The sequence below is a fragment of the Paraburkholderia sp. CNPSo 3076 genome (genome assembly GCF_026343935.1).
GTDB lineage: Bacteria > Pseudomonadota > Gammaproteobacteria > Burkholderiales > Burkholderiaceae > Paraburkholderia > Paraburkholderia nodosa.
In genome coordinates this window covers 1-22,222 of the sequence record NZ_JAPMAL010000046.1, presented here as the reverse complement: position 1 = coordinate 22,222, position 22,222 = coordinate 1, and the positions used below count along the sequence as shown (strand labels likewise).

General features: G+C 57.9%; 20 protein-coding genes and 5 pseudogenes. 5 read left to right on the top strand and 20 right to left on the bottom strand.

Features of this window, described 5'->3' with window-relative positions:
• Positions 1-33 precede the first annotated feature (33 nt).
• The 4 genes and pseudogenes from M3A49_RS36680 to M3A49_RS36665 form a co-directional block, all read right to left on the bottom strand.
• The gene (locus M3A49_RS36680; protein WP_323183474.1) at positions 34-1,119 is read right to left on the bottom strand and encodes a hydrogenase small subunit; all 1,086 of its coding nucleotides are present in this window, start codon (positions 1,117-1,119) and stop codon (positions 34-36) included.
• A gap of 329 nt (positions 1,120-1,448) precedes the next feature.
• A complete protein-coding gene (locus M3A49_RS36675) occupies positions 1,449-2,336 on the bottom strand; it encodes an IS5 family transposase (RefSeq protein WP_266233224.1) in 888 nt (295 codons plus the stop codon).
• A gap of 680 nt (positions 2,337-3,016) precedes the next feature.
• Positions 3,017-4,066: pseudogene (locus M3A49_RS36670) on the bottom strand (IS630 family transposase).
• A gap of 344 nt (positions 4,067-4,410) precedes the next feature.
• Complete coding sequence (locus tag M3A49_RS36665; protein WP_254346685.1) at positions 4,411-5,436, bottom strand: IS110 family transposase; 1,026 nt, start codon at positions 5,434-5,436, stop codon at positions 4,411-4,413.
• A 1,101-nt stretch (positions 5,437-6,537) separates the two neighbouring features.
• On the opposite strand from M3A49_RS36665, the gene M3A49_RS42820 reads away from it, so the two are divergent.
• On the top strand, positions 6,538-6,990 hold the full coding sequence (locus M3A49_RS42820; RefSeq protein ID WP_416339087.1) for a DUF3757 domain-containing protein: 453 nt from the start codon (positions 6,538-6,540) through the stop codon (positions 6,988-6,990).
• Between the two features lie 73 nt (positions 6,991-7,063).
• A pseudogene (locus tag M3A49_RS36660) lies at positions 7,064-7,189 on the top strand (IS6 family transposase); the annotation flags it as partial.
• Positions 7,190-7,228: 39 nt separating this feature from the next.
• On the opposite strand, the gene M3A49_RS36655 reads toward M3A49_RS36660, so the two are convergent.
• The 3 genes from M3A49_RS36655 to M3A49_RS36645 form a co-directional block, all read right to left on the bottom strand.
• A complete protein-coding gene (locus M3A49_RS36655) occupies positions 7,229-7,630 on the bottom strand; it encodes a hypothetical protein (protein ID WP_416339086.1) in 402 nt (133 codons plus the stop codon).
• Positions 7,631-7,833: 203 nt separating this feature from the next.
• Entirely contained in the window at positions 7,834-8,409 is a 576-nt protein-coding gene (locus M3A49_RS36650; protein ID WP_266233223.1) for an IS110 family transposase, read from the bottom strand.
• Positions 8,410-8,937: 528 nt separating this feature from the next.
• Positions 8,938-9,363: a hypothetical protein gene (locus M3A49_RS36645; RefSeq protein WP_266233222.1), complete on the bottom strand. Its 426-nt coding sequence runs from the start codon at positions 9,361-9,363 to the stop codon at positions 8,938-8,940.
• A 37-nt stretch (positions 9,364-9,400) separates the two neighbouring features.
• Between M3A49_RS36645 and M3A49_RS36640 the strand changes: the two genes are divergently transcribed.
• Positions 9,401-9,622 carry a hypothetical protein gene (locus M3A49_RS36640; protein ID WP_254344572.1) on the top strand — a complete coding sequence of 74 codons (222 nt, stop codon included), beginning with the start codon at positions 9,401-9,403 and terminating at the stop codon, positions 9,620-9,622.
• Positions 9,623-9,678: 56 nt separating this feature from the next.
• Here M3A49_RS36640 and M3A49_RS36635 read toward each other — a convergent pair whose 3' ends face one another.
• From M3A49_RS36635 to M3A49_RS36580, 12 genes and pseudogenes are all read right to left on the bottom strand, one after another.
• Positions 9,679-10,842 (bottom strand): S8 family peptidase, encoded by a 1,164-nt coding sequence (locus M3A49_RS36635; protein ID WP_266233220.1) that lies wholly within the window; start codon positions 10,840-10,842, stop codon positions 9,679-9,681.
• 590 nt (positions 10,843-11,432) lie between these two features.
• Entirely contained in the window at positions 11,433-12,086 is a 654-nt protein-coding gene (locus M3A49_RS36630) for a hypothetical protein (RefSeq protein WP_266233219.1), read from the bottom strand.
• A 211-nt stretch (positions 12,087-12,297) separates the two neighbouring features.
• Positions 12,298-12,933: a response regulator transcription factor gene (locus M3A49_RS36625; RefSeq protein ID WP_266233248.1), complete on the bottom strand. Its 636-nt coding sequence runs from the start codon at positions 12,931-12,933 to the stop codon at positions 12,298-12,300.
• A gap of 185 nt (positions 12,934-13,118) precedes the next feature.
• Positions 13,119-13,253 (bottom strand): annotated as a pseudogene (locus M3A49_RS36620) (LuxR C-terminal-related transcriptional regulator); the annotation flags it as partial.
• Positions 13,254-13,296: 43 nt separating this feature from the next.
• Positions 13,297-13,548, bottom strand: coding sequence for a response regulator transcription factor (locus M3A49_RS36615; RefSeq protein WP_246089462.1), 252 nt, complete (start codon positions 13,546-13,548; stop codon positions 13,297-13,299).
• 395 nt (positions 13,549-13,943) lie between these two features.
• Positions 13,944-14,599: pseudogene (locus tag M3A49_RS36610) on the bottom strand (IS6 family transposase); the annotation flags it as partial.
• 1,371 nt (positions 14,600-15,970) lie between these two features.
• Complete coding sequence (locus M3A49_RS36605; RefSeq protein ID WP_266233218.1) at positions 15,971-16,363, bottom strand: hypothetical protein; 393 nt, start codon at positions 16,361-16,363, stop codon at positions 15,971-15,973.
• Positions 16,364-16,587: 224 nt separating this feature from the next.
• Positions 16,588-16,842: a hypothetical protein gene (locus M3A49_RS36600; protein ID WP_266233217.1), complete on the bottom strand. Its 255-nt coding sequence runs from the start codon at positions 16,840-16,842 to the stop codon at positions 16,588-16,590.
• A 55-nt stretch (positions 16,843-16,897) separates the two neighbouring features.
• Entirely contained in the window at positions 16,898-17,599 is a 702-nt protein-coding gene (locus tag M3A49_RS36595) for an IS6 family transposase (RefSeq protein WP_266233216.1), read from the bottom strand.
• A gap of 94 nt (positions 17,600-17,693) precedes the next feature.
• The gene (nifW, locus tag M3A49_RS36590; protein ID WP_266233215.1) at positions 17,694-18,032 is read right to left on the bottom strand and encodes a nitrogenase stabilizing/protective protein NifW; all 339 of its coding nucleotides are present in this window, start codon (positions 18,030-18,032) and stop codon (positions 17,694-17,696) included.
• Positions 18,033-18,384: 352 nt separating this feature from the next.
• Positions 18,385-19,092 (bottom strand): IS5 family transposase, encoded by a 708-nt coding sequence (locus M3A49_RS36585; RefSeq protein WP_323183470.1) that lies wholly within the window; start codon positions 19,090-19,092, stop codon positions 18,385-18,387.
• Positions 19,093-19,690: 598 nt separating this feature from the next.
• Positions 19,691-20,191: an Lrp/AsnC family transcriptional regulator gene (locus M3A49_RS36580; RefSeq protein ID WP_246089473.1), complete on the bottom strand. Its 501-nt coding sequence runs from the start codon at positions 20,189-20,191 to the stop codon at positions 19,691-19,693.
• 575 nt (positions 20,192-20,766) lie between these two features.
• On the opposite strand from M3A49_RS36580, the gene M3A49_RS36575 reads away from it, so the two are divergent.
• Positions 20,767-21,144, top strand: a complete 378-nt coding sequence (locus M3A49_RS36575; protein ID WP_133191141.1) for a HesB/IscA family protein — start codon at positions 20,767-20,769, stop codon at positions 21,142-21,144.
• A 269-nt stretch (positions 21,145-21,413) separates the two neighbouring features.
• Here the strand turns inward: M3A49_RS36575 and M3A49_RS36570 are convergent, their stop codons facing one another.
• A complete protein-coding gene (locus M3A49_RS36570; protein ID WP_266233214.1) occupies positions 21,414-21,725 on the bottom strand; it encodes an ATP-binding protein in 312 nt (103 codons plus the stop codon).
• A 286-nt stretch (positions 21,726-22,011) separates the two neighbouring features.
• Between M3A49_RS36570 and M3A49_RS36565 the strand changes: the two are divergent.
• A pseudogene (locus M3A49_RS36565) lies at positions 22,012-22,222 on the top strand (IS5/IS1182 family transposase); the annotation flags it as partial.

Sequence of the window (22,222 nt, the reverse complement as noted above, 5' to 3'; positions counted from 1 at the left end):
CGGCGGCGCCCCGGCGCGGGGCGCTAGATGCGGCTATCGGCCGTCGCGGTCTTGCCTCGCGTCGTGCTTCGATTTGGCGCGCTGAATCGCCGAAGCGGCCGCATGCGCCGCGGCAGCGGCGCCCACCACGACGGCCGCGGTGCCACCAATTTTGTCGGCGTTCGCTTCGACGCCGAACTGGTTGATCTGGGTGAGCCGGTCGTAGAAGGAGCCCTTGTCCCAGAAGCCGTCCTCAGAGCAGCCGATGCAGCCGTGGCCCGCCTGAATGGGGAAGCTCGTGCCGCCGTTCCAGCGCACGGTCGAGCAGGCGTTGTAGGTCGTCGGGCCCTTGCAGCCGGCCTTGTAGAGGCAGTAGCCGCGCAGTGCCGCATCGTCGTCCCACGACTCGACGAACTGGCCCGCGTCGAAATGGGTACGGCGGTAGCACTTGTCGTGAATGCGCTGGCTGTAGAAAATCTTCGGGCGCCCCTGGCGGTCCAGCTCCGGCATGCGGTCGAACGTGAGCATGTAGGTGATCACGCCCGTCATCACCTCGGCGATCGGCGGGCAGCCGGGCACCTTGATGATCGGCTTGTCGGTGATGACCTTGTGGATCGGCACCGCCTGCGTCGGGTTCGGCTTCGCCGCCTGCACGCAGCCCCACGACGCGCACGAGCCCCACGAGATCACGGCCTTCGCGTCCTTCGACACACGGCGCAACTGATCGACGAACGGCTTGCCGCCGATAATGCAGCTCATGCCGTCCTGGATCAGCGGCGGATTGCCTTCGACCGCGAGGATGTAGTTGCCGCGGTACTTCGTCATCACTTCTTCGAGGATCGCCTCGGCCTGGTGCCCCGCGGAGGCCATCAACAGGTCGTCGTAGTCGAGCGAGATCATCGAGAGCACGACGTCCTTCGCCAGCGGGTGCGCCGAACGGATGAACGACTCCGAGCAGCACGTGCATTCGAGCCCATGCAGCCAGAGCACCGGCGTGCGCGGCTTGGTCTCCATCGCGTGGGCGATCTTTGGCATGAATGCGGGCCCGAGACCGAGCGACGTCGCCGTCAGCGAGCAGAATTTGAGGAAGCTGCGGCGCGAAATCCCCTGACGTCGCATGACTTCATAAAACGTTTCGATCACTGTGTGGTTCCTTGATGGCCATCGGGTTGGCGACGCCGACATGCGGTTGCGTCTCGGGGCGCCCCCTGTCGGCGTTTAGCGTTCTCAAAACACAAGATTCGTGCCAGCTTCGTGCGCACCCGGTCCAACCCGGCCTCAGAATGGCGTTGATCTAGGTCACAAAAGAAAAATGCTCCGGCGGCGGTGTCACACACCTGTCGCGGCGCCGCACTCAGGCCGCTCAGGTAGCCACGACGCGACCATTCGCGCGCCAAAGAGGCAACGTCGTGACCACCCGCGCGATGGCTTTGTCCGGATGGGTACGAGTTCCCGTGCTACGGACGCGACTATGCACTTTTGACGCAAACCGGTTTGCCGAAGGCGTTCCACCGGTTCAGCAGGTTGGCGATGATTACGCCTTCGCCTTCCTGCGACGCAAGCTCCTGCGTCAGCAGGCGCTCGCCGATGCAGCGCTTGATGCGCGAGATCTGCGCCTCGACCAGCGAGCGCACACCGTAGCCGTATTTCTTGTGAAATGCATAGATGCCTTTGTCCTCGATGTATCTGACGATCGGGTCATGCCGGCGGGTTCGCTCCTCGCCGTGTCCGACAGCGTGAGCTGGCGGTGGGATGACGGGCGTCACGCCCGCGCCTGAAAGCGCTTCGGTACGCTCGATGCTGTAGTACGCGCCATCGGCAATCACCCGATCCATCGGCACATCAGCGGGCAGCACGGCGTCCATTCCTTCGCTGTCCGATACTTCTGTAGTGGTGATGCGGATCGCGTGTACGTTCATGTCAGCGTCGATCGACAGGTGCATCTTGCGCCATGGCGTGCGCGCGGCCTTCTGACCGTACTTTTCCTCGTACCACTGGCTCGCCCGCCCAAAGCTCAATCCCGTGCTGTCGATGATGAGACTGATCGTCTCGCCGCGCGCGAGACGTCGGGCCAGCTGTTCGCAACGCTGCGTGACGCTCACCTCCAGTGAAGCGAACCATTCGCCCAGCTGACTGGCGCTGGGCACCGGGATGTCCAGCCCGCGGGTCTCCCAGTAGTCCTCCATATAGCCGGTGATCTGCCGCATCCCCCAGCCGAACAGCCGGTAGAAGGTAAAGATCAGCTCGATGTACGCCGTGGTGTAGGTCGGCTCACGCCCCGACACGCCCGGCGTACGGATCTTTGCGTTGATAAGCTGCGCCTTCAGATCGCCGCCCGGCACATACAGGCTGATCATGCCGCGCTTTCTCAGGCTCTGGTTATACGCCCGCGCATTCGTCACCCGGTACCCCGGCTTCTTGCGCTTGCGCGGTTCACCCGTCTTTAGTCTGGCTTTATATGGCATTATTCAAGCTGGCTTCATGATGTTGCGCTTTTACACAACCCGTAGCATCGTTGCAATACCCCCATCCGGACAAAGCCGTTCGGAAGCGCGGCGGCACCGGCATCCGTAAAACGGGCATGTCCTTTTTACTGGGCAGGTCACATGTTGATAAACGCGAGTTTCATGCCAATTCACTCGTTTGCGCCCACACTCGCGCCCGTTGGTCAACCAACGTAATTCTTTTACGTGGACCTACATTCAAACCAGACAAACCAGACAAACCAGACAAACTCGCCGTTTGTTGGCTTTAGTTGCGACGAAGCCAATTTCGGCGCTGTCACGTTAAATTGTTCGCGGCGCAATAGCGGAGAGGACACGGATCTGTTCAGAAAACGGACGGAATCCGGCTAACCTCAGTGAAAAGATGCCAAGCGGCGAAGCGTGCGGCGAGCTGTTTGCGATAGAGTGAGGTGAGCAGTTCCTCGACGCCGCCTTCGCCCGGTCGCGTGCGCCGCCGCGTGAGCACTTCGGTCCGCTTGCGAACACATGATGTCGAGAACCGGACACCCGGGACAGTCACCCTCAAAGATTACTCATAGGTCAGAAATATAGGCGACAGACGGATGCCTGAAAAACGAGCGCACGAGCTCTGGGTTTTGCTGAACCTGGGCAAGTTGCTCGTGAATCTTCGGAGCGAGCTTTTCACCTTTGCGCAATGGATTTGGAGCCACGCCTGTGCGCTTCACGTGGCTCCAAACTAACTCATCCGGATTGAGGTCCGGTGCGTAGCCGGGCAGAAAGTGCAGAGTCAGTTTGCCGTTAGTACTGGCAACGTAGTCCTTCATGACAGCTTTTTTGTGTGCTGGTAGTCCGTCGACTACCAAATGAACCGGTCTCTTCCGATAGAACATCAACTTCTTGAGCAGCACGACGAACAACTCTCCGCTAAGGCCTCCTTCGTACGTCGCAAACCAGAAGGCGCCCTTCGAGTTCACGGCAGACGCTGCGCTCATACTCTGCCGCTGACCGGGTCGCTCTACGACGGGTGTTTCGCCGCGTGGCGCCCATGTTCTGCCATGTACCGAGTCGGCCCGAAAACCCGATTCGTCCCAGAAGAAAATGTCCGCCTTCTGCTCGCGAGCCCGTCTGGCGATGGATGGATACGTATCGTGTTGCCAGCGCTCGTTGCCTCCGGATCGCGCTGGTAGGCGCGCTGCGGTGGCTTTTGTGACGTCAGGTCCAGGCGCGCCAGCATCGTACCGATCGAAGCCACGCTGAGCGTGATCCCGAATTTACGTTGTACCAGTTCGCCTACCAGGTTACGCGTCCAAAGCCCGAAGTCAAAAACCATACTGCATCGGGTTCTTGCCATTGATCCACCGCAACACCTGCTGCTCCTGGGCGGCGGTGAGCTTGCGCGGGCGGCCTGTCGCCAAGGTCGAGCGCAATGCACGCGCACCTCGTCCTCGCGCCCGCGCCTTCGCCCGCAGCTTGTATGCCCACGAACGATGCATTCCAAACGACGCCGAAACCACATCGGGATGTTCCCCTTCATCCATCCGTTGAAGCGCGAGCATGCGCATCGCTTCGAGGACGTTGTGCGCCAGACTTCTTCCGTCTCGCTTCACAGTCCGTGGCTCCATCGAGTGACACGAAACGATAGATCTACTACAAGGGCTTCCCCATTCAGCGCAAGTCCGATGGGGTTCCTGATGTTGCCTGTTGCGTTGCCCGCAGTGTTTGAGAAGGTGAAGGACTGCGATACTACAAACGGTCATTTTGGGCCTACGGCCCGGACCCTGATGAAAGACGCGCGCGAGGACCTAATTCATTTATCGGGAGCGAGTACCCCAGTAGATCTTGCAGGTATCCCCCGCGCGGGTCCAACCCACTTCACATCACCGTTGGCAGCGCAAAGTGATCTTCTATCTATTGATGATTCTGACCGCCGTGGAGAAGGTTCGATTGAACATTGCGGCATTGCCGGTCAGGCTTCCACCGGTTCTTGCTGGAAAGCATCGCCGTATCTCAATACCGCCCACGCCATCCGCGCATTCTTGGCGGCAATGGCAACCGCCGCGCGCCAGTATCCGCGCCGCTCAATGAGGCTTCTAATCCAACGGCTAAGCCGGTCTTGTTTATCCCGAAGATTTGACATCACGGCGCGTGCGCCGCTTACCAGAAGCGTACGTATGTAGGCGTCGCCGGCCTTGGTTATGCCTCCGAGCCGGACTTTGCCGCCACTGCTATATTGCGAAGGCGTCAAGCCGAGCCATGCAGCCACTTGCCGGCCATTCTTGAAGTCGTGGGCAGCGCCGAGAGTGGCGAGCAATGCGCTGGCCGTGGTGGGCCCTATCCCGCGCAGTTCCATGAGCCTGCGACTGCGCTCATCCTCGCGGGCAAGCCCACGAATGGCGCGATCGTACTCGTCGATACGTTCTCCCAGCCGATCGATATGTTCGAGCAGATCTCGAATGCAGCGATTTGCCCAGCCAGGCAAAGCCTCCATACGGGTCGTAATGTTGCTGCGCAACTTCGCCGTACTTTGCGGCAACACAATACCGAACTCGGACAGCAGGCCACGTACACGGTTATAGCTCGCGGTGCGCTCTTCGACAAAGCCTTGACGTGTGCGATGCAGGCAAAGGGCCGCCTGTTGGTGTTCGTCTTTGAGAGGGACAAACCGCATGTTAGGCCGCGTGACAGCCTCACAGATGGCAGCCGCGTCAGCGGCATCGTTCTTGCCCTGCTTGCCTGACATCCGGTACGGCGCAACCAGTTTTGGCGCAATCAGCTTTACCGTGTGCCCGTGTTGCTGGAACATTCGCGCCCAATGGTGTGCGCCTGAGCAGGCTTCCATGCCAATCAGACAAGGCGGAAGTTGTGCGATGAGGGCCGCCAATTGATCGCGCATGACACGCGGCTTTACAAGTACGGCTTTGCCAGCCTTGTCCACGCCATGCACGGCAAAGACGTTCTTTGCAAGATCGATTCCTAACGTAGCAATGGTCATGAACTTCCCCTGATATCGATGCGGTTGAGGGATCGGGACCGAACAATGGTACGCCGAAGCTGGTTCGCGGCTTCCACCGAAACCAGGATGGGGAAGTCCCTTTCATTCATTTACCGGTTTTGTTCCCTAACTTTCTGACTCGTGAGTAAGCGTCTCGCAAAGCTCTGCGCGGCATCCACAAATTCTTCAAGGCGAATAACGTAGTGATCTGCGCAGCGTTTTTTATCAAACTGCTAGGGGCATGGCATCCTGCAGGTTGGGAAAAAATCTCGCCAGTCGACTTGCGCAGCGCTACAGGGGTAGCGCCACAGCGCACAACCCAGACAGACATTGCAGGTGTGCCTTAACGCCTGAAACGTGGATTTGAAGAGTCAAAAAAATTATCAGCACCATCAATTTTATTTATTTGATATGGTTACTTCTATGCCTTATAAAGGAAGAACTTCTTTTTTTGTAAATCAACTGACTCGTCAAAAAGCAATGGGTCATATAATGTCTGCAAAACTCATTCGACTGTTCACGACAATACGGCGGCCGTATTGTCGCTAGACGACAACTCGAGCTGAATAATTTAATTGGATGCCGTATTTAACCAGATCAAGCTACCAAAGGTTAGCACGCGCGCGCCCGGAATCAATATGCGTTCCACCTGCTTAAGCAGCAGTTCGGTTAAACGTATATCTGTTACCGAGAGTCAATGCAACACTTCGTGCAGGTTCGATGCTGTTTGCGCCCACAAGTTGGCTGCGACTCACGGCTCGCGCTTTATGTAAAGGCCTGCTTTCCATCCACCGGTTATTGATGTCGGTATTGGCTGAAGCAGTCGTAAGCTGCCCGATTACCGATGATATCGCGATGGCAAGAGGGTGTACACAGCAATCGCCGGCGATGGCGAGAACAAATGACTGCGTGTTGCGCCGGGACTTGGGGGAAAGCACCATCAAGGCGTTTCTCCACCGTGTTTCTTCAACACGTACGAAGGATAGTGGGTCGGCTGCGTCCTTGAAGTGCTCTTACGAGCCATTTTTTAATTCAGATTCAAATCGATGATTTGGATTTATTCTCCGAATATACTTCTGTGTACTAGGATTAATCTTGACTATGAAGAAAAGCATTTTAATTTTTCACATCGCAGTTAGCGCATCGTGGTACGCGTCGGCCGAAACGTTAGAGCGCTGTCCAGTTATCTCTGAGATAAGTAAGGAAGGAATTTGGTATACAGCTACAGCAGTACCCAACGATGCTGAGGGTATGTGGTTGGGCGTTGCGCCGGACGATGACGATCGCATCAAGAGATTTACCTCTGCCACGTTCTATCCAGCGAAGGATAGTGATAGTGGGCCGCCAGCGCTAGTTAACTGCTCGTATGAGCTTAGGAACGGCCGCCATGCAGATTTACGATTCGTACCGAGGCCTCCGCGACCGACTTTAGGGGTGGATGAAAGCATGTGGCGCCGGAAAAATGGTCCTTACGGTCGTAGCTACTATGAATGCACTGCGGTGGCCGGCTCGGGTTGTAGCTTCTATCTTGTTCGACGGTCCAACAAACCGTAGAACCTTAGTCAGCGGGCTTACAATTGGCAGCGGCTCTGTCAGGTTGATGGAGAGGGGGCGGTAGAATGACGTAATGAAGAAGGCAAAACAGCTTTCTCACGGCCACCGGTTCCCTGCCGTCGTCATCAGCTGCGCGGTTCGCTGGTATTTCCGGTTTAGCCTGAGCCTGCGCGACGTCGAGGAGTTGCTGCTCGAGCGTCGGTAAATTTCAAGCTAGATGTCGCCTCAACGATTATATTCAGGCGGCTTTTTGCTCCTGTCGGTGGTCGCGTTTGATGGGTTCGAAGTTGTCTTTCTGATCGGGATTCAGGTGGACCGTATGTACGCGCTTCCAGTTTCGCGTGGGGCCTTTCCATCGTAGCGGGTTGCGCTGCTTTGCCGCCTCGTAGAGCGTAGCGCGGCGATCGAGGATCTGCTGGTCGAGCTTGGCGTGCCGTTGGGCAGGCGTGACGAAACGGATCGCACTGTGACGATGTTCGTGGTTATACCAGCGCACCAACCCGGTGACCCAGGCGCGCGCGGCAAACAGGGTGTCGAACGCCTGCAGGGGATAGGCCGACCGCCTATTTGCACCATGTATGGACGACTCCCAGTTGTCAAGCAGACTGACTCTCTGGCATTGGGTCGAGGTTGCAGCCATGTATCCGGGCTCATTTGGCAGCAATCGCTGCTGGCCCACGATGAATATCCGCGAGTGGGTACCCCATCAGAGCCACGGGCTTGATTGCCCTTGGTGCAAAGCGGGTTTGGCCCGCCACGGTCCGACCGTTCTGTCATCGAATCAAAATCTGCTCAAGCAACCTCTGGAAGGTGGTGTTGTACCTACGTTAGAACCTGAGCCTGTTAGACCGTTGCGTCAGCTCGCACGGGAACGTGGCTAACCTGATAGACCTGCTTGCGAATTAGCAAGGCCCACGCCGTTCGGGCGTTCTTTGCTGCAAGCGCCACGGCGGCGATTTTTTTGTGTCGGCGTCGACATAGTTTCATGACCCACGAATCGGTCATTTCAGGTTTGTTGACTGCCATACGGATAACAGCACGAGCGCCGTGAATCAGCAGTGTTCGTAGTGCTGTATCGCCGCGCTTGCTGATGCCCAGCAAACGTGGCTTGCCTCCCGAGGAGTGCTGACGCGGGACGAGACCCAGCCATGCAGCGAGTTCGCGGCCGTCCCGAAACGCTCGTGGGTTACCGATTGATGCTGCCAGCGCGGAAGCGGTGAGCGGCCCGACTCCGGGAATTGTTTCGAGAAGTTGCCCGGCCTCATCCGTACGATGCATCGCGCGGATGCGTCCCTCCAGTTCAGCTGCCTTGTTGCCCAGTTCGCGTAAGTGCTCCACAAGTAACTGGATCAGAGTCCGGAACTGTTCGCAAAGGCCATGCTCGCGATTAGAGAGGGCTTCGATGACCCTTTGCCTCAACCCCTATCCACCCCATTACCTGGTGGCATTCGCTTTTTCGACCATCCTCTACCCGCATCCCCGTCGGCGTTCCTTGCGGTTCGCCTGCCACGGGGGCGAAGATTCGGGCTTACCGTGTTCCACGCCAGTTACACGAACAGCTTAGGTCCCGCCTTTCTTCCGGTGACTGTCTGTCCCTGTTGCTCGCAGCACGTATCGAGCAACCCGTCACATACCTTTTGGTCCAAGCCTGCCAGCATCTTGGGCTTGTCAAATTTAACGAAAGTTACGGCGGTTCACCTACGTTGACCATCCTGTCCAGCCTAGCGTCCCTGCCGCCTGATGCTGGCAGCAGTTGAGCTTGCCTCGCGGCCCGCTCTTCTCTTGCGAAGGACTTCATTGTCCCGAGGGCTTCGAACCCAGCCGTTACCAGCCACGCTCGCCCCGGTAGGCTATTGCTGAGGGAACAACAAGTCTCACTGTCCCTTACGGGCCGAGACCATAACTGGCGCGACCTCACGTCGCACACGTGCTTTATTTTCCGTTTTCTCAAGCGACCCCAGGAAGACCCAGCTGTCGAGCGCCGCGCCCGAAACCTATTCGCTCGCGAACGCGGCTTACGCATTCGGTGATGACGCGGCGATTCCATTTGGCAACGCATGGCGAACTCCGGACGATGTAGGCCGCCAGCAGCCGTTTTTCCAGCGGCAGTACTGGAGCGGCGGCGACTGGCGCAGGATCGACTCCGACTATCTCGGCGCCGCGACCGCGCTCGCCATCGCCCTCGACAACATGACGAACAACACGAGCCTCGTGCTCGCAATTGAGCTCGACGGCGGCGACGTGCTGCTGTTTGCCGCCGATGCGCAGGTCGGCAACTGGCTGACATGGTCCGGGTGCAACTGGAACGTCGGCGCAGGCACGGTTTCGGGAACCGATCTGCTGCGCCGGTCCATTTTCTACAAGGTCGGGCATCACGGCAGTCCCAATGCGACGCTCAAGGAGCAAAGGCGTGCAGCTGATGTCCAATCTGCGCTACGCCATGATTCCGGTCGATCACGACATGGCGGTCAAGAAAGGCTGGGGCAAGCTCCCGCTTCCGTCGCTGGTCGAGGCACTCGAAGCCGCGATTCAGGGACGCGGCAGCGTGTTGAGAACCGACCAAGACCCGGCTCCGGCGGCGGCGACCGACAACGTGAAGACGACACTGTTGTATTTCGAGGTTTCGCTTTGAGCGATGAGCGGGCGTTCGATTCGGGCCTGTGTCGCTGGCGGGTCGCCGCGTGAAACTTACTGAGGCGCCGTCGCGAGACCTGCGCCGGTATCGGTCGGGTCGAAGCCGGGGGCGAAGCCGTTCGACGTACCCGATGACAGCACTCTTGCATTGAAGATCTGCCAACCCAGCGGCGAGGACTGGATCAGCTTCTGCGCCCAGAGCGCGGCGACGCCCGCGACGTGCGGCGTGGCCATGCTGGTTCCGCTCATCGTGCGCAAGCCGCCGCCCACGGCCGCCGAGATGATGCTTACGCCCGGTCCTGATATGAGTGCACCGGTGTTCGAGAACTCCGCGACTGACAATCCAGCCGCGTCCTGGCCCAGTGCTGCAACGGAGACAATCCCTTCCGACACGGCAGGTGGCGACACCGCGATCTCGAATCGGGGATCGACCTTGCGCCGACTCTCATTGCCCGCCGCGGCGACGATCAAGGTTGCCTGAGCGCGAGCGCGCAGCGCCGAGGCGAGCCGCTCGAACAGCAACACGTTCATCCGATATCCAACCAGCGCGCGCGAGATCGCGAGTTCGGGCGGAAATCCCCGCTCCTGCAGTCCCGCCGAGTATCCGGGAAAGTCAATGCCGAGCGACATCGAAATGACATGAGCGCCGTTGTTGACCGCCCACTGCATCGCGTCGGCGATGCGCTCGCTCGAGCCGCCCTTGTCGCTCAGCACCTTGCCGATCAGCGCCTTCGCGACGCCCCGCGCGATGCCGATGCGGAACCCGTCCACATCGCGCCCAAAGATCGTACCGGCGCAATGTGTTCCGTGACCGACCGTGTCTCCGCCATTCGGGTCGTCCGTGAAGTTCTCCTGTACGAACGTCACGCCGCTGAAGGCGGGATGAGTCGCATCGATGCCGGTATCGAGCATCGCAACGACGATGCCCTCGCCGTCAAAGGGAGAGGTGTCGGCCTTGACGGCATGAACGCCCCATGCGGTGCCCGGCCCTTGCGCGGGCGCCGCGACCGGCAGCATTTCGACGGGCTGGGTCAGTCGCATCGGCATGGCGGGCGCGACCATCTGGATGTCTGCTCGTGCGCTCAACTGCGCTGCCTTGCGATAGTCGAGCTCATCGACCTCGAAAGCAGGCGCCGGCTCGGCAGCAACTTCGAACGGCGTGGCCCCGAGCCCTGCGGCGAACCCGCGGCCGCGGAGAATGATGTACTTTTCCTTCACGAGAAGCTCCTGTAAAGTTCAATTGGCCGCGGCCGATCGCCGTGACCGCGTCACAAACTCCCCGGAATCCATAACGGGGTTCTACGCCGGAATCCCAGAAAATTCCGTCATCACGACATTGAGAGCGTCAATCGGCTTGTTTGCTTGGGACGTGACGCGCGACAAAAGCCTGCCGCATCTGTCTGGCGCTGGATTTCATCGCCGTGCAGGTACATCGGACGGGCTTTGTCCGGATGGGTACGAGTTCCCGTGCTATGGACGCGACTATGCATTTTTGACGCAAACCGGTTTGCCGAAGGCGTTCCACCGGTTCAGCAGGTTGGCGATGATTACGCCTTCGCCTTCCTGCGACGCAAGCCTTTGCCCATTCGCGACCAAACACGCTATACGAGTTTTCGCTCTTGAAGTTGAGAGAAAAATTCCTTTGATGCTCGTTGCTTCCAGGCATAGTAGCACTCCTTACCAATTGTGGAGTATCCGAATAACTGTGCGAACGTCGTCCAGACGCGATACGTCGAGCGGTCGCCGCGTCGACGGCGACCGCCTCACAAGAAGACGCATCGATTCGACGTTAGATTTTGTCAGCCAGCTTATACCGGAGTAAAGGAAAACTTAAATTGCGAATTACTGTAGTCGAGCGTAACGTTCACAGCGGGCGTTGCCGCGGGCAGCACATATTTCGTCAGCGGCGTGACCTGGTTGTATGTGTAATTGGGCCCGGTGACTGTGTTGCCGACGGCCCAATACAGCGTGGTATTCAATTCGAATGCCGACAATACATTGCCGGCACTGACCGGAGCAATCGATTGGCATGTCAAATTTCCGTTGATATACCAGAGCGCATTCATCTCGACGGCCGGCTGGTCCGTTGCATTCTGCACGCCCGATTGCTGGGCAGTGACGTGAGGTAGCCGTGCGCTCGATCCCAAAATGGGCGTGCTCAACGTCGGTTGCAGCTGAGACCCATTGACCAGTTCGGAGACATATCCGGGCGGGATTGCAACCACATTGGTCGAATAGGTTCCGTCGGTGGCCTCCATTTGGCCGCTGACTTCCTCGCACAGGACAAATTTGCTCGTACCCCCCTTTCCCGGATGCAGCTGCTGCCATGCAGCGTAGAGCCACTGATGAGCATCGTTCGCCGGTGTGAGAAAGACCAGGATAGATTGATTTCCGAGCTTGTCGGTATTGTTCGTAACACGGAATTCAGTCGAATTCACGTTGGAAGCGAATGCATTTGCCATGGTGATTCCTTCGATAGGTTTCTGATTAATCAGGGTAGACGAAGCGGAATCAAAATTCTGTCGAAACCATATTCGTCTGGTTAATATATTCGTCCGTTCGTACGGCTGCTGCCTATCGACCAAAAGGCGGAAAATGGATTGAGAAAAGATTGAGAACCGCTCGATCGGCTTGCGGCGTTGGATTCGCCGGTGGTTATTTGACAATCGTGTCTTACGTGAATAGCCAGCGAGATGTCGACGCCCAAAAGGCCAATTGCGCACGGCGTTGAAGTTTCAGCTTCACGAGGACGTTGTGCACGTGCGTCTTGACGGTCGCAACACTGACGCCGAGTGTCCGAGCAATTTCCTTGTTGCTCAAGCCTGAGGCCACCAGCCGTACAACGTTGCACTCGCGCGCGGTTAAGGGCACCGGGGCGGCACCTTCGGTAGCGACGCGGTTCGGCACGACAAGTTCCGCTGCTGCTGGAGTGAGTGACGCGCGGACCGCATCGATTTCCTGCAATGCATAGATCAACTGCGTCAGCGACAGGATGGCTTCGACGCTGGCGGCCCCGACGCTCGCCGTATAGTCCACTTCATGCGGAGGTTTTTCCGCCCGTTTGAAAACGAGGACACGTGCGGTCGTCCCCGCGCTCAGTGTCGGCATGCGGTCCTCGTATTCGCCTAACGCAGCGTCAACAAGCACGAGATGCGGCTGCAGGTTCGTCGTGGCCGCCGCGCCTTGAGCAGTGCTGGTACTCCATCCCGCCAGCTGGATCTGCGGCACCGTGGCAAGGACTGCCGCCAGCATCTGGTTCGGCCAGCATGGGGGAGCGATCAAGAGTACCCGCGTCGTCGATGGAGGCATGTTCACTGGGCGTTCCTATTGGGTATCGGCTACGCAAATTGGTTCGGTATCCATTGGTTGTCCCCCCATCCTGTTCCCCGCGTTATGCCGGTAAGCTCAATGCGTCCGGTTGTTCTGGCTATCGTGCTTATATTGGCCGAGGTCTTCAATACTCCCGATGTCGTATCGGGTAAGACGCACGCTGTTCAGACATCGCCAAAACCCGGGTTGGATAGCCGTGAGACGAGTTCGACCGTGCTGTGCAAGTCCAGCTTCCGCAGAACATTCTCGCGGTGCTTGCGCACAGTGAGGTCACTGATGCCGAGCAGGCGTCCAATCTCTTTACTGGTTCGCCCTTCAACGACGAGCGCTGTTACTTCATGTTCACGTGCCGATAGGGAGCAGTCTTTTTTCGAGTAAGGTGGGTGGCATTAACCATCCCTGTCGCCGTGCATGAGTGACGAGTTCGGCAACATTGCGTAAGCAGAGCCTAGTGAGCATGTTGCTTCGGTGCTTGCGTACGGTGAACTCGCTGATCGACAGTTCCCGAGCAATGCTCCGGCATGAGAGACCGCGGCCGAGGGCGCCGAGAATCTGGTTTTGTCGAGCAGTGAACGGCGGCAATCCGCAGGTCACCCCGTTGTGTGCCCGCACGACGAGGTCGGTCACAGCAGGATAGGCGCGAAGCTGGACCCACGAGTTCGGGCGAGCATGGCGACGTAACCGACAGGTGCGATAGGCTCTGGCTTCAACGCGTAGCGCGCAAGCTGCCGATTAGGGTTGCAGTCCTGCCGCGTGAGCCAATAGTCAGCACCGCGTCGCGTGCCACATCGAATGACCACGTGACCGCCGGGGTCTGGCCGGGCCGCGCGGAGTGTTGGTACCAATGGGTGCCGATGTCGTTCAGTTGTGCGGGCTCGTCGGTAATATGTCCATCGTTGGCAATTTCCGCGTCGGCTGGCGGGGTGGCGTTGGCCGGGCATTGTCAACTCAGCGAAATGAGACGAGTTGATGGCCTGCAGGCCGGGTAATCAGAAAGCGAAGGACGGATTTTGGGTGGCATCGGTGAATTCGCGCCAAGCCACAAATCGTGCGGCAAGCTGTTTGCGATAAAGCGAAGCACGCACCAGATGTCGCTTGAGCGGGAAATGTTGGCGGATTGGCCCGAAGCAAGAAAGGAATTTCTGCGTTTCGGCTCACGAAAGCCGCGCATGCGCCGCTCGCGTTCACGCGTGGGTTGATGGCTATTCTCGGCGCGGTTGTTCACCCGGGCCGCCGCTTTAACGAACACATGCTTCACGCTCGCCAGCTCCGGGATTTCGGCTTTGGCCGCCGGGTAGCTGCGCAACTGGTCGGTAACGATCTTGCGGGGTACCGGGTTTGAGCGCAGCACCCGCTTGAAAAAGCGCTTGGCCGCGGCCGTGTCGCGCCGCTTCTGCACCAGGATGTCGAGTTCGGCGCCATGCTCGTGCACCGCTCGCCATAGCAGATACGGTTCACCGCGCAGCGTGACGTACATCTCGTCAAGGTGCCAGGTTGAACCGGGCTTGCGCCGCGCGGCTTTCACCCGGTGCGCCACGCTCTTGCCGAATTTGTCGCATCAGCATCGGATCGTCTCGTAGCTCACGATCACCCCGCGCTCAAAGAGCAACTCCTCGATATCGCGCAAGCTCAACTGAAAGCGGAAATTATCGATGACGTCATCACGAATGGGCACGTAGAGGGAGTCGATGAGCTTTGGCCATTTCCAATGTTGCCCGCACCGGGCCGAAATCCTCGGAACTGGGGTGTGATTATGAATGCATCGACATGACTCCCTCCGCAGTGTGATCAAGAGCAGTCGCCTTTGGCCGGCAGAATTGAACCATACTTGTCTCGACGGTCCAAGTGCAATTGGCGGCCGAGCGCCATCCACCATTTCCTCCTCGCGAAGTCTCGACATCTGCCAACGCATTCAGGTTTGCGATGTCAAGTGCGTTATTGAAGACTCCTGCATGGCACGATGCCGTACGCGGATAGTCGCCGCTTGCGCGTACTGCCTGAGCGGCGCTTTCGCTTCGTGCATCGCGCCTTCGACAGCCGCAATCTTGTCTCGCAGGCGAGGGGGTAGTGAAACGGGCGGACGCGAGGAAGTTCCAACAATCGACGACATTTCCAGTCCCCGGTGCCCAAGCACTGGACCGAGCGTCGCCAGCGTTTTTGTGTGACTCATGCCCAATTGTTGCGTCAACGCCGGCACCGCAGTTCGCGCCTCGGCTGCTTCCAATGACGCGGCAACCAAGTTGCGTCCGTGTGACGCAGCGCCTGTCGTTCTCCAGCTTGGACGGCCAAACACCAACCGCGTTAGTGGTGCTGCACGATGGTTGCGGTGGGTCGGAGGCAACGGGAGCGCTAAGGACATCGCCAGCGGGCGCAGAACTGATGCTACATCTAGCGCCGCCGTACGGGATCCTGCATCGATTTTCGGCATGGCTACATATTCCTCACGGAATGCCCTATTGCTGCACGATACAGGGTGCATGTGTCAAGGAGGACGAAATGAAGACGCTCCTTGCTGAAGATCAAGGGCTGCGGTGCCAATAGCGCGTGGGCAAATCGGTTAAGGTGTTGGGCTGAACGAATTGAGAACCGATGATGAGCAGGCTGAAGAGCCTGGACAAACTGACTCGCTTCAGGTTTTCTGAGGACTGTCCAAACCTTTTGAGGCGGCTTCGGGTCATTTCGACGAGCATCTTGTCGCCCCTTTCTTCAGACCGCCCCAAGTACAACCACCTCGCCGCGAACATGGTGAATCCTGTACAAAGTGCGCATGGACGAACTGCCGGAGGACGTGTGCCGGCTAGCTGGGGACTGTTAAAAGGCGTGGGGTTCCGCTTCTCTTCCGCCTGCAGTATGAACTCGAGGACGCGGGTTTTGGCCGCCCGCGGGGATCGGGAATCACTTTCGTTCTCAGTTATTGCGGGGCACAGGGTTAGCCGGCGTCGCGTCCAAAGAGACGTTAAACTGCGAACGCCTGCCGATCCAACATTGAGGCCATTGAGGCCGCATCATGCGAATTTTATTTCACGACATCGTCCGGGCAGGCGAGAGCCCGGAGGAAAGCGCGCTGCGCAAGGCTGCGTTCAGCGTCGACAGAACGCCCGGTGCAGATGACCTCAGGCCCGATCGCGATCAGGTCTGAATGTACCGCGGAAGTCGCATTGGAAGACCCAGCCGCGCTTAGCTGAAGACCCACCCTATGAAGGTGTTCTTCCTTCATGGCCCGAAGGACATCCGGGGTGTACGTCACCTCATCCCGATCAATGAGGATGCTGTGATTGCTGCACAGCCAGATACCATTGCTAATATGCCGCCGCTCATCTGAGGTCATCTCTTTCAGGTATCGCCGGCTCCCTGGCCCCTCGGCGGCGCCATGAATATGTGCGGCCACGCCTATGCTTGCGACCGCCATGTCCGATTCATCGCTAGGGCCCGATGTCGGACAATCGCATCCTCGAAACGAGCACCGATAGTTCGCCCGAGCAGCGAGTGCGTTCCTTGTCTTTGAATCGAAGTCGTCGCGCATCTTATAGGCCGTAGGGTCAGGTTTCCAGTCAGGCTATTTCCGGAGTTGTGGCGGTCATTCGCCCTTTCGCTTCTTCAAGCTGCATCATCTGTGTTGCTGAATTTTACCGGTCATTTCGAAGGCTCGTCGAACGCCCGAGCCAAGATGTCAAACTTCGCAGCAAGCCCATCTTCACTGTGCGCAGTACTCGGTGAATTGCCTCTCCCGTACGCCTTCGCGAAGGTGCGGTATCCCACCACCGGAGCCACCGCTTGATGGAGCCGTACAGCCAACGGCTCAACTATCGACCACAGCGGAAATTGCTTCATTCCAGTTCGAATATAGCGAAGGCCGTGCAGCTCATTCAATCTGACGAGCATCTGCATGGTTCTGTCGCAGTAAGAGCGAAAGGTCGGCCAAGAGCGATATGGTATGGATTCCTTATCCAGCCAGCGAATAGAACTGCTGTGCGGGAGTTTGACCAACGCCGCCATCGTTCAATTGCCCCTTGACGATCATCTGCATGACTTCGATGCCACCCGGGAGAATGCGGGCGCAACGAAATTTCTTGAACCCAAGCATCGGTCGGGTCCGGCGCTTGATTGCCCGATGATCCTGTTCGATGATGTTATTCAGATACTTTTTCTGGCGGACCTTGATCGGCACTTCCCGCCTGGCGTTGATCGCTTGCAAGGCAGCCAGATTCGATCCGCTCTTATCGATCGTCACGGTCTCGGGTTCACCATTCTGGTCGATTGCCTTTTCGAAATAGGCCCGGGCCGCAGCCTTGTCCCGTCGGGCTCGCAGCAGAAAATCAACGGTGTTGCCTGCCTTGTCGACAGCCCGGTAGAGATACCGCCACTCACCCCTGATTCGAATGTAGGTCTCGTCCATCCTCCAGCTCTTGCCGACCGTCCGTTTGCACCGTCGAAACGCCTTCTCCAGGACCGGCAACAGTTTGAGTGCCCAACGGTGAACGGTCGAATGATCGACCGCAATCCCGCGCTCGGCCATCATCTGTTCAAGATGGCGCAGGCTCAGCGGATAGGCCACGTACCACCGAACGCACAGCAACATCACGTCCAGCGGGTAATGCAAGCGTTTGAGTACTTTTCCCACACCCGGACTCAGCTTCTCGGTCATCGATCACGTCACGCATTAAGGCCCGTCAGCATAGCAGACCGCCTTATTGCGACAGATCCCTCAGACAAGCACCAATATGACTCGCTCACCAACTTCAATTATTAGCCCGAGCCGGCAGAGATTCACGCAGGCTATCAAGAGAGATATGCCGCTCTCCGTCGGCTTCCTGAAGAACCCTGAACACCTTTTGCTCAGCAGGCGTGGAAATGACAAAGTCGTTGTACGCTTTCAGCAGGAGATTTCGATATATCAAGAATAAGGTTGCGTCGTGATCCGCGGACAGCTCCTCCGCCTGCCTGATGTACTGGAAGAAACGCCTTAGTATATGTAATCGACTTACGTTCACCACCTTGTCGTCATATGAGATGGCGAAGAATCGGAAGAAGTCCTCAGCCGACGAAAGCCGGTGCATTTTATCAATTAATGCTTTCATGTTGTTGCTCCGTATGACAAAGTTGGCCGCGAAGCCGTCCGTAGCGAGGTGGCGAGTTTTATGCCATTGTTAAGCGCTTTCTCATTGACGAAAGGTCTTAACTTGTCTGTGCCTTCTAACTTAGCGGCCCACGGCACGCAAGGACCATGCCTGTCTTAGGCATTGTTGCAAAAATCAGGCGTAAAGACGACATGACCTCTGTGCTCTCAATCTCAGGCGATACGGACGGACTGCGGGCGAGCGAGGGCTCCCATGCGATTGAGTACACCCGCACGGATCGACACCTCGGTGGCTTGCGAGCCAGTCGCGCGCGCCCACATACTGGAGCCCGTGAGTACCTTGAGCTGGTACATCAAGGTCTCGGCGAGCGATCGCCGGTGGTAGCCGGTCGCCTGCCTCCATTCGCGCCTGCTGCTTCCTTCGATAGCAGCAATAGCTGCATTGCGCCAGGCGTGCGATCTGGCCACGGCTTCGCTCCCTCGCGCGGCGGAATCGACGGGCTCGCGCCACGCGCGGCGATCCGCGCGTGGCAAGGCCTGGTGTCGTAAGCGCCATCGCCGCCGATGGTATCGATCATCACGTCAGCCGGAATCTGGTCGAGCAGATCGGGCAACACTTCGCCATCGGCTTCGTCCTGATGGGTCATCAGCGCGGCGCAGATCTGGCCGGTGTTCGCGTCCATCGCAAGGTGGACCTTGCGCCACGTCCGGCGCTTGGACCAGCCGTGCTTGCGCACTTTCCATTCGCCTACGCCGTAGACCTTCATCCCGGTGCTGTCGATCACGAGGTGCATGGGCTCATGGGGACATTGCGCCGGCAGCGCGACCTTGAGGGTCTGCGCGCGACGGCTCAACTGCGTGTAGTTAGGCACCGGCAAGCCCGGGTAGGCGAGTTTGCGCATTCTGTGCGCGAAGCCCTGCACAGCGCGCAGAGGCAGATGAAAAACCTCCTTGAGGCCAAGCAGCATCTGGATCGCTGCACCGCTGTAGACACGCGGTCGGCCGCGCCTGGTCGAGCCAGCCTCGGAAACCTGCGTCAGTACGCCTTCATCAATCCACATGGTTACATCGCCTCTTGCGATCAAGCCGGCGTTGTAATCCCGCCAGTTCCTGACGCGGTAGACCCCTTTGGGCCCGCTTGCCTTGCGTTCGTCCTTGCGCATCTTGCCGGCGAAAAAAGCAAGAATCTACGCAGTTCGAAGCGGAGTTAACATCCTGGTCAACCCGAGCGTTGCGCGTAAACGTCAATCCGCCGCGAAGCTCTCCGATTAGTGCAACAACGCCCCTGTCTTACCTAAACCTGGAAGATGTTTCTAGCATGCATCGCAATTCCCGATCACCGTAATAGGGAGGCCGGTGTCACGTTGCCTCTGTCTGAATTGTCTGGATTGTGACAGCGCAGCGCGTTGCGCGAAGTGCATCCAGTCGGCTTCGGTTGCCGGCGAAACTTTACTGAACATGAGTCGGGACGTTGCTGGCGCAACTCAGTCTGCTCGCACCACTACGAACGGACTTTGCCGACGGACGGGTCAAGAGTTTATCCGTCACGAGTTTGGTCTGCGGAAGCCAGCGGGGCGATTCGAAACGTGTCGTTTGGTTACGACCAGCACCTGTGTGATGTTTGACACAGGTCAAGCCTACATTCTCAAGCGTTTGCGGTTACAGCGGTATCGCCTGCGTCGATAAGACTTCCTTTAACACCTTGAAGCTACGCAGTTCCCTTACTCCCGGCAGGTGCAACAATTGTGCAGCATGTAACCGGTTGAAGCTTTCGTTGCCGCGTGCTCGAACGAGCAAGATATAGTCAAACTGCCCGCTCACAGCGTAGCACGTTACGCAGCCCGACACCTTCTGTGCCGCTTTCTCGAATGCGGCAAACGCCTCGGGCGTCGAGCCGTCGAGCACGATCCCGATTACGGCGAACATGCCCGCGCCGATGGCCTTCGCGTCGAGCAGTGCGACGACTCTTCGTATCAGTCCCGTCTCCTTGAGCCGTTTCACGCGCCGCAGGCAGGCAGGTGCACTGCGTTTCACTTTCGCTGCAAGGCTGACAATCGATAGCGAGGCGTCTTGCTGCAAGTGTCTGAGGATCGCGCGGTCTACGGAATCCAAGGCGGCTATGCCCTTCTGGGCGGCGACTGGATGCGCTATCAATTTCATTGCACTCATTTCCCATCTGACAAATGAGAGGAATTCGAAAAATGTATCGTTGTTTCATGCGTTATCCGTGCAACTCGCTTTCCCCGAGCGAGAGTCGCTTGCGCTAACCATTCTATATCAGCTAACTTCGCGCCGTTATTCCGTCTGCGTTTCCTGAGCGCGGCGCTAGTTTCTCAGTGTATAGGGAAAACTTGGTTTAACGTCGAATGTGGACGTCCAAGATCGCAAACTTCAACTGATTAAAGAGAACGTCTATCGACTCGCGACGAAGTCGCAAGTCGCGCGCCGCGGATCTCGCTTAGTTGTTTTCTATGGCGCAAGGAGATCTCCACTATGCCCTTCCGCGCATCGCTTCACTCTTGATGACGACGTCTGGGGGCGAGCTCAACAGCGTGAATAATTTGGCTTGTCGCTTACACAGCCTCTGGGTGCACACTCGCCTCAACAAGCTGATTCCGTACCCGAGCAATAGTATTGCGAGCGAGCGTCGTGGCGCGGTACTTGCTTTCCTTCGTTGTGCAGATTCGCATTTGTCAAGACGGATATCGTTCTCTGTTAATTTTCAAGGAAAATCTATGATTTCCCAACGATCAAGCATATCGACAGCACCCGCGTGTGAATTTTTTACGTTCACGGCCCGAGCAGCAAATGAAGCCGCCGAGCTTGTCGCGCAGAGCCACGAAGCGCCCCTTTATATTCGACTGCGTGCCGAATTTCGTGCGGGAGGACAGCTAGAATATTCTATTGTCCTGGTTGACTCCGTAAGCGATTTCGACACGAAGGTGTTTACACAGGGCCTCACTGTGTTCGTGGACGAGACTAGCCTACGTTATTTTATCGGCACCCGGATCGACTATGAGGAAGATACCCCGCTTCCGCGCTTCGTGATTGAAATTCCGAGCGCATCAACATCTTGCGGCCGCAGTGAATCATTTTCCTCATGTCCGCGCTGACATCGCAGCATGCCGATATTTATACCGCTTGCACGTGGTCTCGATGCAGACCAAAGATGGTGAATCGGCGACGCGCGGACCACCTCTGAATGCAATGAGATTCGTGCAAGCCTCGCTTGGTCTGCGCGCTGGTATCAACAGTACCGGAATGAACGCTCTTACGGGTTCATTCAGTCACCTAACACCCGTTGCCAGCCATATGTGAGTACCGATGGGCGAGCAATCACGCTGGCATCAGCCTGCGGAGCACGAGTCGCAACTGCGCTGGATCAACGCATACCGGGCTTGCGATAAACTGGCGAGCCGTCGCAGTCGAACCCACCCAGATCGCGATCCACCGGGAACTTCGCCAACCACATCTGGTGGTTGACCACGCGCACGGCCCGATCGACGCTCTCAGCGGCAAGCAACTGCTCAAGCGACCGCCGCCCCGTTGACTGTGCAAGCTCGCCCTGTTCGAGCAGTTTGCTCGAAGCAGCGGCTATGCCTTGCATACGTAGCTCCTGGGTTCTGATCACATCACGCATGTCCAGCGGCTCGCCGTCCATCACCCAGTGATGGGCTTCCAGTCTTCTCGCCAAGTTCAAATGCCATGTGCAGGCGGCCACCTAGCGTCGTATTCTCCCTCGGAGGGATGTGTCAGACGCGTCCATTTGCGTGCTCCTCGGAGAAGATGAGTGTGCGAATCCCGCTTTACACCAGTCGGGTTTACTGCCGCTGCCTTCTCTAATTGCATCAAGTTAATTTATCGAGATTTGCAACTTCCAACAGGGGCTTTAGCAGGTTGCTGAAGTACCGCTGAAACACGTCATCGCGCAGAGTTCGTGAAGCGTTGATAGATGAACCACCACTTGCCCACTGGAGATCATGCGCGGCGCCGACACGTTCACTGAGAGTCTGTTTTCCATGCGCAAGCTGGACGACTTCGTCCCAAAGTCGCATCCGTTGCGTTCGATCCGCGTGATGGCGAACGAAGCGCTGGCGAAGATGGATCGACTGTTCGCCGAGATGTACGAAGCGGACATAAAAGGTGGACGGCCGAGCATCGCACCGGAGAAGTTACTGCGAGCCATGCTGA

Bases quoted from the DNA above. Each gene is read 5' to 3' on its own strand.
- M3A49_RS42820 (WP_416339087.1), top strand. From the start codon at position 6,538: ATGAAGAAAAGCATTTTAATTTTTCACATCGCAGTTAGCGCATCGTGG.
- M3A49_RS36585 (WP_323183470.1), bottom strand. From the start codon at position 19,092: ATGTGGATTGATGAAGGCGTACTGACGCAGGTTTCCGAGGCTGGCTCG.
- M3A49_RS36600 (WP_266233217.1), bottom strand. From the start codon at position 16,842: ATGCAGATGCTCGTCAGATTGAATGAGCTGCACGGCCTTCGCTATATT.
- M3A49_RS36580 (WP_246089473.1), bottom strand. From the start codon at position 20,191: ATGAAATTGATAGCGCATCCAGTCGCCGCCCAGAAGGGCATAGCCGCC.
- M3A49_RS36665 (WP_254346685.1), bottom strand. From the start codon at position 5,436: ATGACCATTGCTACGTTAGGAATCGATCTTGCAAAGAACGTCTTTGCC.
- M3A49_RS36675 (WP_266233224.1), bottom strand. From the start codon at position 2,336: ATGATCAGCCTGTATGTGCCGGGCGGCGATCTGAAGGCGCAGCTTATC.
- M3A49_RS36595 (WP_266233216.1), bottom strand. From the start codon at position 17,599: ATGACCGAGAAGCTGAGTCCGGGTGTGGGAAAAGTACTCAAACGCTTG.
- M3A49_RS36630 (WP_266233219.1), bottom strand. From the start codon at position 12,086: ATGGCAAATGCATTCGCTTCCAACGTGAATTCGACTGAATTCCGTGTT.
- M3A49_RS36605 (WP_266233218.1), bottom strand. From the start codon at position 16,363: ATGGCGGTCGCAAGCATAGGCGTGGCCGCACATATTCATGGCGCCGCC.
- M3A49_RS36645 (WP_266233222.1), bottom strand. From the start codon at position 9,363: ATGCCCGACCTTGTAGAAAATGGACCGGCGCAGCAGATCGGTTCCCGA.
- M3A49_RS36575 (WP_133191141.1), top strand. From the start codon at position 20,767: ATGATTTCCCAACGATCAAGCATATCGACAGCACCCGCGTGTGAATTT.
- M3A49_RS36655 (WP_416339086.1), bottom strand. From the start codon at position 7,630: ATGGCTGCAACCTCGACCCAATGCCAGAGAGTCAGTCTGCTTGACAAC.
- nifW (WP_266233215.1), bottom strand. From the start codon at position 18,032: ATGAAAGCATTAATTGATAAAATGCACCGGCTTTCGTCGGCTGAGGAC.
- M3A49_RS36625 (WP_266233248.1), bottom strand. From the start codon at position 12,933: ATGCCTCCATCGACGACGCGGGTACTCTTGATCGCTCCCCCATGCTGG.